At 65.1% G+C, this 12,976-nt stretch carries 15 protein-coding genes; 8 read left to right on the forward strand and 7 right to left on the reverse strand.

Annotated features, from left to right (window positions below):
- Positions 1 to 20 precede the first annotated feature (20 nt).
- Both C4K40_RS07565 and C4K40_RS07570 read left to right on the forward strand, forming a co-directional pair.
- Positions 21 to 1,208, forward strand: a complete 1,188-nt coding sequence (locus C4K40_RS07565; protein WP_022642892.1) for a low temperature requirement protein A — start codon at positions 21 to 23, stop codon at positions 1,206 to 1,208.
- A 79-nt stretch (positions 1,209 to 1,287) separates the two neighbouring features.
- Positions 1,288 to 1,653, forward strand: coding sequence for a 5-carboxymethyl-2-hydroxymuconate Delta-isomerase (locus tag C4K40_RS07570; protein ID WP_053135709.1), 366 nt, complete (start codon positions 1,288 to 1,290; stop codon positions 1,651 to 1,653).
- A gap of 204 nt (positions 1,654 to 1,857) precedes the next feature.
- Here C4K40_RS07570 and C4K40_RS07575 read toward each other — a convergent pair whose 3' ends face one another.
- The 5 genes from C4K40_RS07575 to C4K40_RS07595 form a co-directional block, all read right to left on the reverse strand.
- Positions 1,858 to 2,796 carry a LysR family transcriptional regulator gene (locus tag C4K40_RS07575; RefSeq protein ID WP_031321117.1) on the reverse strand — a complete coding sequence of 313 codons (939 nt, stop codon included), beginning with the start codon at positions 2,794 to 2,796 and terminating at the stop codon, positions 1,858 to 1,860.
- A gap of 168 nt (positions 2,797 to 2,964) precedes the next feature.
- Positions 2,965 to 3,885 carry a DMT family transporter gene (locus C4K40_RS07580; protein WP_022642896.1) on the reverse strand — a complete coding sequence of 307 codons (921 nt, stop codon included), beginning with the start codon at positions 3,883 to 3,885 and terminating at the stop codon, positions 2,965 to 2,967.
- A gap of 31 nt (positions 3,886 to 3,916) precedes the next feature.
- Entirely contained in the window at positions 3,917 to 5,101 is a 1,185-nt protein-coding gene (locus tag C4K40_RS07585) for a cyanate transporter (RefSeq protein ID WP_053135274.1), read from the reverse strand.
- A gap of 157 nt (positions 5,102 to 5,258) precedes the next feature.
- Positions 5,259 to 5,729, reverse strand: coding sequence for a cyanase (gene cynS, locus C4K40_RS07590; protein ID WP_053135271.1), 471 nt, complete (start codon positions 5,727 to 5,729; stop codon positions 5,259 to 5,261).
- A 35-nt stretch (positions 5,730 to 5,764) separates the two neighbouring features.
- Entirely contained in the window at positions 5,765 to 6,424 is a 660-nt protein-coding gene (locus C4K40_RS07595; RefSeq protein WP_053135268.1) for a carbonic anhydrase, read from the reverse strand.
- 108 nt (positions 6,425 to 6,532) lie between these two features.
- Here C4K40_RS07595 and cynR point away from each other — a divergent pair, with 108 nt between their 5' ends.
- The gene (cynR, locus tag C4K40_RS07600) at positions 6,533 to 7,420 is read left to right on the forward strand and encodes a transcriptional regulator CynR (RefSeq protein WP_022642900.1); all 888 of its coding nucleotides are present in this window, start codon (positions 6,533 to 6,535) and stop codon (positions 7,418 to 7,420) included.
- On the opposite strand, the gene C4K40_RS07605 is transcribed toward cynR, so the two are convergent.
- Entirely contained in the window at positions 7,399 to 8,181 is a 783-nt protein-coding gene (locus C4K40_RS07605; protein ID WP_053135265.1) for a transporter substrate-binding domain-containing protein, read from the reverse strand. The genes cynR and C4K40_RS07605 overlap by 22 nt on opposite strands.
- Positions 8,182 to 8,355: 174 nt before the next feature.
- Here C4K40_RS07605 and C4K40_RS07610 point away from each other — a divergent pair, with 174 nt between their 5' ends.
- From C4K40_RS07610 to C4K40_RS07625, 4 genes are all read left to right on the forward strand, one after another.
- Positions 8,356 to 9,012 (forward strand): class I SAM-dependent methyltransferase, encoded by a 657-nt coding sequence (locus C4K40_RS07610; protein WP_022642902.1) that lies wholly within the window; start codon positions 8,356 to 8,358, stop codon positions 9,010 to 9,012.
- 122 nt (positions 9,013 to 9,134) lie between these two features.
- Positions 9,135 to 10,268 (forward strand): ribonuclease D, encoded by a 1,134-nt coding sequence (gene rnd / locus C4K40_RS07615; protein ID WP_022642903.1) that lies wholly within the window; start codon positions 9,135 to 9,137, stop codon positions 10,266 to 10,268.
- Entirely contained in the window at positions 10,265 to 10,558 is a 294-nt protein-coding gene (locus tag C4K40_RS07620; protein ID WP_031321118.1) for a YcgL domain-containing protein, read from the forward strand. Before rnd ends, C4K40_RS07620 begins: the two co-directional genes overlap by 4 nt.
- Before the next feature lie 119 nt (positions 10,559 to 10,677).
- A complete protein-coding gene (locus C4K40_RS07625; protein WP_022642905.1) occupies positions 10,678 to 11,610 on the forward strand; it encodes a D-2-hydroxyacid dehydrogenase in 933 nt (310 codons plus the stop codon).
- 40 nt (positions 11,611 to 11,650) lie between these two features.
- On the opposite strand, the gene C4K40_RS07630 is transcribed toward C4K40_RS07625, so the two are convergent.
- Entirely contained in the window at positions 11,651 to 12,244 is a 594-nt protein-coding gene (locus tag C4K40_RS07630; RefSeq protein ID WP_022642906.1) for a nitroreductase family protein, read from the reverse strand.
- A 270-nt stretch (positions 12,245 to 12,514) separates the two neighbouring features.
- Here C4K40_RS07630 and C4K40_RS07635 point away from each other — a divergent pair, with 270 nt between their 5' ends.
- Positions 12,515 to 12,964: a YcgN family cysteine cluster protein gene (locus C4K40_RS07635; RefSeq protein ID WP_022642907.1), complete on the forward strand. Its 450-nt coding sequence runs from the start codon at positions 12,515 to 12,517 to the stop codon at positions 12,962 to 12,964.
- The last annotated feature ends 12 nt before the right edge of the window (positions 12,965 to 12,976 follow it).

Genomic DNA, 12,976 nt, shown 5'->3' on the forward strand with positions numbered 1-12,976 from the left:
TCCACCGGCGGAGAGTGTCCATGATTCGATCCCGTTCCCTGCTGCGTGGTCGCGGCAGCCATGACAGCGGCAAGGTGGGCATGGTCGAGCTGTTTTTCGACCTGGTGTTCGTGTTCGCCGTGACCCAGTTGTCCCACGCGCTGCTGGCGCACCTGTCGCTGGCCGGCGTGCTGCAGGTGGCGTTGCTGATGGTGGCGGTGTGGTGGGTGTGGATCTTCACCTCGTGGATCACCAACTGGCTGGACCCGGAGACCCTGCCGATCCGCCTCGGGCTGTTCGTGTTGATGGTGGCCGGGTTGTTGCTGTCGTCCTCGATTCCCAAGGCTTTCGGTGACCGTGGCCTGCTGTTCGCCGCAGCCTATGTGTTCATGCAGGTGGGACGTACCGCCTACTCGCTGTGGGCGGTGCGTGGCGAGCCGCTGAACATGACCCGCAACTTCCAGCGCATCCTGCTGTGGTTGATGTTCTCCGGGGTGTTCTGGATCGCTGGCGGCCTGCTCCAGGGCCCGGGACGCCTGGCCTGCTGGACCCTGGCCCTGGGCATCGAGGTCTTGGCGCCATCGCTGTATTTCTGGGTACCGGGGCTTGGCCGCTCGACCCTGGAGGACTGGAATATCGAAGGCAACCACATGGCCGAGCGTTGCGCGCTGTTCGTGATCATCGCCCTGGGCGAATCGCTGCTGGTCACCGGCGCCACCTTCGCCGAACTGGCCACCACCGGCCAAGGCTTGCTGGGGTTCATCGTCGCGGTGCTGGGTAGCATCGGCATGTGGTGGGTGTACTTCGACAGCGGCGCCGAACGCGCCCATCACCGCATCGCCCATTCCACTGACCCCGGGCGCCAGGCGCGGATCGCCTATACCTACATTCACTTGCTGATCGTCGCCGGGATCATCGTCAGCGCGGTGGCCGACGAACTGGTGCTCATCCATCCGGACCACGCTCGCCAGGCGGGAATACTGGTGATCATCGGCGGGCCCTGGTTGTTCCTGCTCGGTTGCGCCTTGTTCAAGTGGGTGATGAACGACCGGCCCTGGCCGCCGCTGTCGCACCTGGCGGGGTTGGCCGGCCTGACGCTGCTGTTGCCGGTGGCCTTGGGCCAGGTGTTTTCCGCCCTGGCGCTGGGCAGCCTGACCACCCTGGTGATGCTGTTGGTGGCGGCCTGGGAAACCCTGGCCCTGCGCGAGCGCGCAGCGGCAAGGCAATGACACCAATGGATGATTCAAGGCCCTCGGCGCTTGTGTAGTATTGAACGCCCTTTTTCCCTGAATGACCGGGAGCTTTGCCATGCCGCACCTGCATATGGAATACACCGCCAACCTGCCGCAACTGGATGCCGACAAGGCACTGCTGCGCTTGAACCATGCGCTGGTGGCGTCCGGGCAGTTCTCGGATGAGTTCGATATCAAGAGCCGGGCGGTGAAGGTCGAGGCGTTCCGGGTCGGCACCGGCCTTGGCGAGCGTGCCTTCGTCCACGTCAAGCTGGCGCTGCTCAGCGGCCGTTCGCCGGAAATCAAGAAGCAGTTGTCCGATAGCTTGCTGGTGGTGCTGCAAGACCTCGCGCCTTGGTCGGCAGAGCTGCAGGTCCAGCTGTGCGTGGAACTCCTGGATATCGACCGGGCCTCCTACACCAAGGCCGCCATCGGTCTCTGACCAAGGCTGCCAGCGCAGGCGCGTTGCCGGGTATTCAACAGGCGCCTGGCAGGCCGTTGAAAAAGTCGGCGAGGCAGTCAGCGCAAGGCAAGAACAGGCGAAAAAGCGCAGTTTACGAGTGGTCAATGAGCATTTCGACCGGGCTGGCGCACCAGCGTGTTTTTAACGCAGCGATGGCAACGCAGGTAGTTTTTCAACGGCCTGCTAGAGCAGGCCCGGTTCGGCGCAGACCTTGACCACCTGCTCGCGCAGCCAGGCCTGGGCGCTGTCCTGGTCACTGGCCTGGCTCCATTGCATGTCCAGGGTGAACCCCGGCAGGCCGGCGGGCGCCTCGCAGTGGTTGAACACCGCCTCGTTGGCCAGCAGGGCCTGGATGCGCCGGGGCAGGGTGAGGATGAAGTCGGTGCCGGTGATCATCTTCAGCGCCGCGCTGTAGCTGTTGGAGCGGGCGGCGATCTGGCGTTTCCGGGCCTGGCGGGCCAGCCAGCCATCCACCATGTTGCTGTCGGATGTCCAGGGCGTGGGGAACACATGACGTCGCTCGACGAACGACTGCAGGCTGAAACGCGCTTGCGTGGGCGGCGTCGCGCGTTTGTCGAAGACGCATACCAACTCGTCTTCCAGCAGCACCTGGGACTGGAGATCGGCGTGGCTGCGGTGGAAGTTGGGGCCGAAGCAGATCACCAGGTCGAGGCTGCCGTCGCGCAACTCGTCAACGGGAATGTCCGCTTCCAGCTTCTGCACGTTGACCGTCACCGGCAGGTCGGCGTAGTCGAAGCCCTTGAGCAGGCGCGGCAGGATCAACAGCTCGAAGTACTCGGGGGCGCAGAGGTTGAAGGTCACGGCCTGGTGGGTCGGATCGAAGGCCGGCACCCCGCTGTGGCACAGGTTGATGCTCTCCAGGATCCTCAGCACGTGGCTGTACATGCTGGTGGCCTTGTAGGTCGGACGCATGCCGGTGCGGGTGTGGATGAACAGCTCGTCCTGAAAGCCCGTGCGCAGTTTCTTCAGGCAGTAGCTGACGGTCGACTGGCTGACGCACAGGGTTTCCGAAACCCCGGTGACACTGCTTTGCTCATACACGGCAACGAAGACCATGAGGTCCTGCATGTCGAGTTTCCTGAGCACATTGCTGATGAGCATCCGTTCCATCCCGCTGGGCACCTGGCGCCGGTGGCGCACAAACCGGATCGATGCTAGCGGAACGATCGTCCTAGTTAAATGCCCGGGGCGGGGAATCGCGGACAGCATCGGGACATAAATTTCCGATAATACGACTTGGTCATTCAGGCCTGCGAAACTGTCCCGTATTCAGGGGGGATTTGCCGCCATGGCCGGCTGCGGGCGACTGCTGCGCACCAGGCCGAGCATGCCCAGCGCCACCAGCAGGGCGCCGATCATTTCCCCGAGACGCGGTGCCTGGCCCAGCCATGACCAATGGAACAGGGTCAGGAACAGGGTGCTGAGATAGACATAGGAAATCACCGTGGAAGGGGCGATGACGCCGATGGCCCGGTGTAGCAGCCAGAAGGTCGCCAGGGTGGCGAACAGCGCCAGGTACAGCAGCCACGCCAGGTCGTGGCCGGTGAGCAATGCCGCGCTGCGCCAGCCGCCGCTGGCCAGGCAAGCGATGAACAGGAACAGTGAGCCGAACAGCATGTTCCAGAAGGTCATGGCCGCCGGGCTCCGGCCTTGCAGGGACCGGGCCTTGAAGCGCTGGCTCAGGGGCGGGTAGGCGGCCATGGCCAGGCAACCCAGGGCGTAGACCCCCACGGCGTACCACGACGGCCATTGGCCTGGCGCGCCGCCCTTGAGGATCAGCAGCAGCGCGCCAGCGGCGGCCGTCAGCATCGGCAGCAGCCTACGCTTGCGGCTGTCGCCGGGCAGCAGCCAGCCTTCGAACAACAGGGTCAGTAGCGGTACCAGGGTGTACAGGGTCCCGGTGTTGACCGCCGAGGTGTAGCGCAGCGCCTCGAACAGCGAACCGAAGTACAGCGCCAGCAACAGGCCCAGCACACCGTGGGCCGCCAGCCCGGAGAGGTTCGGCACGCAGAAGCCCTTGAACCACAGCAGGGGTACGAACAGCAGCGCCGAGAACAGCAAGCGCAAGGCGGTCAGCAGTACCGGATCGATGGCTTGGCCGACCTGGGCGGCGGCGAAGAACGAGGCGGCGATCAGCGCCGCCCAGAGCAGCATGCCGAGGTTGGCCTGAGTGAAGTTCACAGGGTTCATGCAGGCCTCCCGGGCCGGGGTACAAGGCGGCTCAACGAATGTGCCTGGCGTAGTGCCGGGGGTCGAAGCGCAGCACCATGAAGATCATCAGCAGCATCACTGCGGTCAGCGACCACCAGGCCCATTCGAAGCTGCCCAGCTGGTCGCGGATCAGTCCCGCCAGCAGTGGCGACAGCCCGGCGATCAGGTAGCCGATGCCTTGCACGAAGGCCGTCAGGCCGCCGGCGCGGCGCGGGTCGTGCAGATGGTCCAGGGACACGATCAGGCTCATGGGGAACAACCCGCCGATACCCAGGCCCAGCAGGCACGGCCAGAGCAGGCTCAGGTGCCGCGGGCTGAGGATCAGCCCGCAGAAGCCGGCGATGACCAGCAGCAACAGCGCCACCAGGACCAGGCGCCGATCCTGGCTGCGGTTGGCGATGGCTGGGGTGATGAGCCCGGAGATCACCTCCATGGCAGTGAGCAAGCCCAGCAGCAGGCCGGCGCTCTGTTCGCTCCAGCCGTTCTCCACGTAGTAGGGCGCGAGCCAGGCCAGCACGCAGGTGTAGGAGGCGGTGCCGAGACCGAAGAACACCGCCAGCAACCAGGCCCGGCGATTACCGGCGAACGACTCGCGGCCACCGCTGGCGCCCGGCAGGCTGGGCAGGGAGCGTCGCTGGGCATACCAGAACACCAGGGCCAGCAAGGCCAGGGCGGCCCAGATCGCCAGGGCCAGGCGCCAGCTGCCGCTCTGGTTCATCACCAGGGGGGCGAAGGAGGCGGCGATGGCCGCGCCGCCCATGATCGAGGTGACATACAGGCCCATGAACAGCGAGACATTGTCGGCGAAGCGCGACTTGATCAGCGCCGGCATCAGCGCCTGGATCAGGGCGATGCCGATACCGGCCAGCACGGCGCTGAGGATCAGCTGCGCCGCCGAATCCATGAACAATCGCGAGGCCGTGGCCAGGCCGATGATCAGCAACGACAAGACCACGGTGCGGTGTTCGCCCAGGCGCCGGGCGATGTCCATGCCGAAGAACATCGCCAGGCCCATGGCCATGACCGGCAGCATGGTCAGCAGCGATGCCAGGCTGAAACTCAAGGGAATATCGCCACGAATGCCCGAGAGCAACGGGCCGACGGCGGCCATCGACGGCCGCAGGTTGAGTGCCACCAGGACCACGCTGACCATCAGCCAGAGTGCGGGGCGGGAGGTTGCACGAACGCTTTCCATAACCAGACCTTCAATAAGCAGTGGGCTGATTAGGCGGTGCCGTGCGTGCCGGGGGCAAATCAGAAAGTTTGCCGCACTATTTAAAAATTAAATAAGACTTAAGCGGCAAGCTCCAAGCCGCAAGCATGCGCTTGAGGCTTGAGGCTTGCCGCTGCTCTTAGAACGGCTTGGTCGGCAGGTACTTGCCATCCAGGGTGATCACCGCGCGGGAGCCGCCTTCGGGGTCCTCGACCTTCTTGATGTCCAGCTTGAAGTTGATGGCGCTGATGATGCCGTCGCCGAACTGCTCGTGGACCAGGGCCTTGAGGGTCGAGCCGTAGACCTGGAGCATTTCATAGAAGCGGTACACGGTCGGGTCGGTGGGGATGCCACCAGGGATGCTGCCGCGCGAGGGAATGCTCTGCAGCAGGCGGCTGGCGTCCTGGTCCAGGCCCAGTTTGTCGCACACCAGGTCGGCTGCGGTGGCCGGCAGGGCGTGCTGGCCCAGCAGGGCGGCGGTGACGAAGGCCAGGCTCAGGCCGGTGCCGTCGGTGAGGTCCTGCCAGGACAGGTTCTTGCGCGCCTTGGCGTCGATGATGGTGTCGGCCAGGGTCAGGCGTGGGGCTTGGGCAAATTGGGATTGCAGCATGGGTGGATTCCTCTTGGGTGAGTGAAGGTTGCTGCTCAGGCAGCGGTCGAAGGGCGGCTGGCCAAGGCGCAGGTATGCGGGTGCTCGGCCAGGGAGACGAAGCGCCGGGTTGGGCCGTCGAGGGCGGCGATGGCGCCGCTCTCGATGTCGTAGACCCAGCCATGCAGGTTCAGCCGGCCCTGTTCCAGGGCCAGGGCCACCGAGGGGTGCGTCTTCAGGTTAGCCAACTGGGCGATGACGTTGTCCTGTACCAGAGCGTCCAGGTGTTCGGCGGGCGAGGCATGGCGCCGCGCGGCGTTGATCACCCGGGCCGATTCGGCGTGGCGCAGCCAGTTGGCCACGGCTGGCAGGTGCTCCAGGCATTTGCAGGTGGAGAGGGCGGTCATGGCGCCACAATCGGAGTGGCCGCAGATGACGATATCGCTCACCCCCAGTACCGCCACCGCGTATTCCACCGTGGCCGATACGCCGCCGGGCTCTGGGCCGTAGCTGGGCACGATGTTGCCGGCGTTGCGGATCACGAACAGGTCGCCAGGCTCCTGCTGGGTCAGCAGTTCCGGTACCACCCGGCTGTCGGAGCACGTGACGAACAGCGTGCCGGGGCTCTGGGTGCTGGCCAGTTGCTTGAACAGTTCGCTGCGCTGGGGGAAGGCTTCGCGCTGGAACTTGAGGAAGCCGTCGATGATGTGCTGCATGGGGGTCTCCTTGCGTCGCTGATGGGGCAAGGATGGGAGTTTTCAGCTATAGCGTCCAAGACCTGTTTATTATGCTTTCAATAAGTCATGCCTATAGTTGGAGCCGTCATGCTCTTGCGTCATATCCGTTACCTGCTGGCCGTTGCCGAACACAGCAACTTCACCCGCGCCGCCGAGGCGCTGCACGTGTCGCAGCCGACCTTGTCGCAACAGGTCAAGCAACTGGAGGAGTCCCTGGGGGCGCCCTTGTTCGATCGTTCCGGGCGCAGCGTGCGCCTGACCGACGCTGGCCAGGCCTATGTCGCCTATGCCCGGCGTGCCCTGCAGGACCTGGAAGCCGCCCGGCGGGCCATGCATGACGTACAGGACCTGAGCCGCGGCTCGTTGCGCCTGGCCCTGACCCCGACCTTCACCGCCTACCTGGCCGGGCCTTTGCTCAGCCGCTTCAACCAGTGCTATCCGGGCATCCGCCTGAGCATCGAGGAAATGACCCAGGATCGCCTGGAGGCGGCCCTGGCCGAAGATCGCCTGGACCTGGGCATTGCCTTTGCCGGCGAACACCTGGCGGAAATCGAGCCCCAGGACCTGTTCAGCGAGACCCTGAGCCTGGTGGTCGGGCCGCAGTATCAGGCCCGGGAGCACGAGCCGCTGGATGCCGCAGCGCTGGGGCGTCAGTCGCTGGCGTTGCTCAGTGGCGACTTCGCCACCCGCCGCCATATCGACCTGTATTGTCGCCAGCAGGGCATTGCGCCATGCATTGCCATCGAGGCCAATTCGGTCAGTGCGCTGGTGGAGATCGTGCGTCGCGGGCAGCTGGTGACGTTGTTGCCCAGTGCCATAGCCCGGGAACAACCGGGCTTGCGCGCGCTGGCCCTGGCCTCACCCCTGGCGCCGCGCAGCGTGGTGCTGCTGGGGCGCCGGGGTGCCTATCGCAGTGCGGCTTGCCAGGCCTTCCGGCAGTTGCTGGAGCAGGATTACGGCGCCGCCAACCACTGATTGACCACCTGGTCGTAGGCGCCGGTGGCCTTGCTCAGGTGCAGCCACTGGTCGACGTAGCTCTTCCAGGCCACATCGTCCCGGGGCAGGAGGAAGGCCTTCTCGCTGTACTGCAGGGCATGCTCGGGGTTGACCGCACACAGCCCCGGCTTGCGCCGCTGCTGGAAGCGCGCCTCCGAGGCATCGGTGATCATCACGTCGGCCTGGTGGTTGAGCAACTGGTCGAAGATGTTCACGTTGTCGGCGAACAGGGTCAGGTTGGCGTTGGGCAGGCGCGTGCGGGCGAAGACCTCGTTGGTGCCTCCCGGGGGTTCGATCAGGCGCACCGAGGGCTGGTTGATCTGTTCCACCGTCTGGTAGCGCTTGAGATCCTGGCAGCGCACCAGGGGGATCTTGCCGTCGACGCCCAGGGGCTGGCTGAAGAAGGCCTTCTTCTGGCGCTCCAGGGACACCGAGACGCCGCCGACGGCGATGTCGCACTGCTGGCTCTGGAAGTCCGCCATCAGGCCCTTCCAGGTGGTGTTGACCCACTTCACCCGGACCCCGAGGCTCTGGGCCAGGGACTCGGCGAGGCTGATGTCGATGCCCTCGTAGTGCCCGTCGTCGCGCAGGTAGCTGTAGGGCTTGTAGTCGCCGGTGGTGCAGACTGTCAGGTGGCCGCTTTCCAGCACCTGGTCCAGGCGTGAGGTCGGCTCCTGGGCCAGGCAGAGGGCGGGGGCCGTGAGGCCCAACAGGGTACTGAGCAGAAAGCGCGGGAGCATCGAGTCGTTCCTTGAATGGCGGCAGGGCATAGTGCAGGAGCCATGTCGGGCCGGGCAAGGGCCCGGAACCCGGCGCACAACTGCGGCCAATGGCGGTTTGACCGGCTTTCGACCTTTTTTTCACGAATGGCTGGTTAACCTGTGGCCCAGGATCACCACCAGAGCTCACCCGTCATGTCGTCCCACCCCCCACCGTCCATCGAGCTGGAGTTCGCTCGGCGCTACGACCAGGAGCACGCGCGAGTCTGCCGTGAACCTCGTCCTACCGGGATGGGCGCGCGCCTCGGGTTGTGGCGCATGGCGCACCTGGTACGCCATGCGCTGAAGGTCGCCGGCGAACCGGGGCTGATCCTCGACGTGGCCTGCGGTGCCGGGCGCTACTGGCCGTTGCTGGCCGAGCATGGCAACCGGGTGATCCTCGCGGCGGATCCATCCCAGGACATGCTGAATCATGCCCAGACCCATCATCCGGCCGGCCTGATGAAGCGGGTCAAGACCTTCCACAGCTCGGCGTTCGATATCGGGCTGTCGGCCAACGCGGTGGACAGCATCATCTGCATGCAGTTGTTCGCGCACATCCTCCATGGCGAAGATCGCCTGGCCCTGCTGCGCGAATTCCACCGGGTCAGCCGTGACTCGGTGATCGTCGCCGCCCGGGTCGAATTCTTCCTCAAGGCCTGGCGGCCAGCGGTGCAAACGGGCCTGCCAGTGACCGACAAGGCGCAGCTGGAAAAAGAGTTCGCCGAGGCTGGATTCGAGATCCTCAGCCACCAGGACTTGCTGCCTGGTTGCGCACCTTCACGGGTCTACGTGCTGAGAAAACAGGGTTAGTCCCGGCTCTCGGACTATTCTTGCTCTCCGGCAGCAGATTTCACGCTTGCTCTTATCGGGTCAATGCTCGGAAATCGCCGGGGGCGATATATACTGCGCGCCATTCTTCAAGGGAGAGCCGTGTGGCCATCGATATTCACTGGATTCGCGACAACGATAGCCTCGGTCAGCTTTGCGCCGAATGGCAGCAATTGCCCTTCGTCGCCCTCGACACCGAATTCATGCGGGTCGACACTTTCTACCCCATCGCCGGCCTGTTGCAGGTAGGCGATGGGCAGCGCGCCTACCTGATTGACCCTTTGACCATCGACAACTGGCAACCCCTGGCCGAATTGCTGGAGAACCCGGCGGTGGTCAAGGTGGTGCATGCCTGCAGCGAGGACCTGGAAGTCCTGTTGCGCCTGACCGGCAGCCTGCCCGCGCCGTTGTTCGATACGCAACTGGCGGCCGCCTACCTGAACCTGGGGTTCTCCATGGGCTACTCGCGCCTGGTGCAGGAAGTTCTGGGCATCGAATTGCCCAAGGGCGAGACCCGCTCCGATTGGCTGCAGCGCCCGCTGTCGGAAACCCAGGTCAGCTACGCCGCCGAGGATGCCGTGCACCTGGCCCAGGTGTTCAGCCAACTGCGTCCGAAGCTGTCCGAGGACAAGTATCGCTGGGTGCTCGAGGACGGCGCCGAGCTGGTGGCCAACCTGCGCCGCGAGGTGGACCCCAACGAGGTCTACCGTGATGCCAAGCTGGCCTGGAAGCTATCCCGCGCCCAACTGGCGGTACTGCGCGAGCTGTGTGCCTGGCGCGAGCGGGAAGCCCGCGCCCGTGACCTGCCACGCAACCGTATCGTGCGTGAGCATGCGCTCTGGCCCCTGGCCAGGACCCAGCCCGATACCCTGTCGGCGCTGGCCAAGATCGAAGACATGCATCCGCGCACCGTGCGCCAGGATGGCGAGTTCCTTCTCGACCTGATCAAGCGCAGCGCCAAGCTGGGCCCGGAGCACTGGCCGCCGGCCCTGCCCGAGCCATTGCCGATCGAAGCCTCGGCCCTGCTCAAGCGCCTCAAGGCCGTGGGCCAGGCCGAAGCCGAGCGCCTGGGCATCGCCCCGGAGCTGATGCTGCGCAAGAAAACCCTGGAGAGCCTGCTCAAGAGCGGCTTCCCCAGCGGACCCTACCAATTGCCCGATTCGCTGCGTGGCTGGCGCCGCGAATTGATGGGCCAGGCGCTGCTGGATAGCCTGGCCACCGCCGGAGAACAGCCTTGAAACGTATCTGCTCCATCTACAGAAGTCCGCGCAAGAACGAGATGTACCTCTATGTGCTCAAGAGCGAAGCACTGGAGCGCGTGCCGGAAACCCTGCTGGCGGCTTTCGGCAAGCCGCAGCATGCCTTCGACCTGGTATTGACCCCGGAGCGCCAGTTGGCCCGGGAAGACATCCAGAAGGTGCTGGAGAACCTCGACAAGCAGGGGTATCACCTGCAGATGCCACCGGCGGAAGACGAGTACATCGAGCACTTGCCCGAAGAGCTGCTGCGCCGCAATGATCCGGTCTGACTCCTAGGCGCTCGATCCCGGGCGCTTTCCCTGTGCACCTGACTGACCTGGCCGCCGCCTGGAACGATGGAGCGATACTCCGTCGGCGGTGGCCTGTACCGTTTTTTAAGGTTTGAACCATGCGCGTTCTGATTGCCGAACACGATCACGCTGTTTATGCCCGCCTGTTGCGTCAGGCGGCCCCGGACCTGGATGTGCTGACCAGCGGCGATTCCGCCGAGCTGGCTCGCCTGGCGGTGGACTGTCCGGTATGGCTGGGCCAGCCGGACCTGCTGGCGACCCTGCTGCGCCAGGGGCACAAGCCCCAGTGGTTGCAATCGACCTGGGCCGGCATCACGCCGCTGCTGGCCGACGGCTTGCCCCGGCATTACCGGCTGACCCGGGCGGTGGGGATCTTTGGCCAGGTGATGGCCGAGTACGTGCTGACCTACATCCTGGGCCATGAGCGTGAAGTGCTGGCGCGGCTGGTCAGCCAGGTGGAACGCAAGTGGGACAACCGCCTGGGCCAGAGCCTGGTGGGGCGCAAGGTACTGATCGTCGGGACTGGCGATATCGGCCAGAGCGTGGCGCAGTTCCTGGTGCCGTTCGGGGTCAAGCTGTATGGCATCGCCAGCCGGCCCCGGGAGCAGGCGCCCTTCGTCGAAGTGGCCGGCCTGGAGGACCTGGGACGCTTGGTGGGGGAGGTGGATTATGTGGTCAACCTGCTGCCCAACACCCCGAGCACCCACGACCTGTACGACGCGGCGCTGTTCAAGCAGTTCAAGTCCACCGGGCTGTTCATCAACGTCGGCCGCGGGGTCTCGGTGGTCGACGCGGACCTGGTGCAGGCTCTAAAGGATGGCCACCTGGCGGGCGCGGTGATCGATGTCTGTCGCCAGGAACCGCTGCCACAGCGGCATCCGTTCTGGACCGCCTGGGGCTTGCTGCTCACCGGCCACAGTTCCGCCCCCACCTCGCCGGAGCTGATGGTGCAACTGTTCGTGGAAAACCTGCGGGCCTACCAGGCCAAGCAGCCCCTGCGCGGCGAAGTGGACTTCGCCCGGGGCTACTAGGACGCCGGAGTGGCAAGCTCCAAGCTTGAGGCTTGAGGCTTTAGAGGTTGAAGTCGCCTTCGGATACGGTTTCGCTCAGCGGGCGACGCGGGCTCGGTACTTCGCGAGCCTGCAGGTACTCGGCCAGGGTCGACTTGTCGCCCAGCTTGCCCACCGCGACGGCGGCGTGCAGCGCATAGCCATCGGGAATCTTCAGCTCCTTGCGGGTCAGTTCCTGGTCGAAACCGGCCATGCCGTGGGTGTGCCAGCCACTGAGGCTGGCCTGCAGCGCCAGGTGGCCCCAGGCCGATCCGGTGTCGAAGGTGTGCCACAGGGCCGGGGTTTCCTCGCTGGCGCCAGGGGCGGCGAAGGTGGTCTTGGAGATCACGATCACCAGCGCCGAGGCATGTTGTGCCCAGCCGCGGTTGAACTCGTTGAGCAGGCCCAGGAAGCGCTCCCAGTTCGGCGTGTCTCGCCGGGCATAGAGAAAGCGCCAGGGTTGCGAGTTGTAGGCCGAAGGCGCCCAGCGTGCGGCTTCGAAGAAGCTCAGCAGGGTTTTCTCAGGGATGGTTTCTGCGGTGAAGGCTCGTGGCGACCAGCGCTCGGTGAATTGCGGGTGGATGGCGTGGTCGGCAACGCGAGGATTGGCGCTCATGCAAAGACTCCATACAACGTTGGGAAAATGGAATAACCGGCAGGCGCAGTTGGCTGGGCGCAGAGGCTTTCCTGACCCCGTGGGGTGCGCCGGATACAACGCGGTGAGCGTGGATGGCATCCGGGGCGAGGGTCGGTTCGGAAAGCAAAGCTACTGTGCCCATTGGCGGCTGGCAAGCTCCGGGCTACCGACAGTCGCCAATGCTTGGCCCGCCGGGCCTTCGGCACTAGACTGGCGGCCTTTTCACCCTCGGATACTGATGCTTGAGCCATGGCCGCCAAAGTCGAACCTTTCTGGATACGCAAGACCCTCGAACAACTCGACCAGGAGGAATGGGAGTCGTTGTGCGATGGCTGCGGCCTGTGCTGCCTGCAAAAGCTCGAGGATGAGGACGACAACAGCGTCTACTACACGCGTATCGCCTGCAAGCTGCTGGACCTCAAGACCTGCCAGTGCACCGACTACCCCAACCGCCGCGAGTCGGTGCCCGACTGCATCCAGCTGACCCCGGGCAAGGCCGACGAGTTCAAGTGGCTGCCGCCCACCTGCGGCTACCGCCTGGTAAGCGAAGGCAAGGACCTGCCGCTCTGGCATCACCTGGTGTGCGGCGATCGCGATGCGGTGCACCACGAGCGGATTTCCCAATCCGGACGCATGCTCGCCGAGGGCAGCGTTGCGGAAGATGATTGGGAAGACCATCTGATTTTCCGCGCGGGCTGAGCTTGCCCGGCC

The organism is Pseudomonas sp. CMR5c, from assembly GCF_003850545.1.
GTDB classification, from domain to species: Bacteria; Pseudomonadota; Gammaproteobacteria; order Pseudomonadales; family Pseudomonadaceae; genus Aquipseudomonas; species Aquipseudomonas piscis.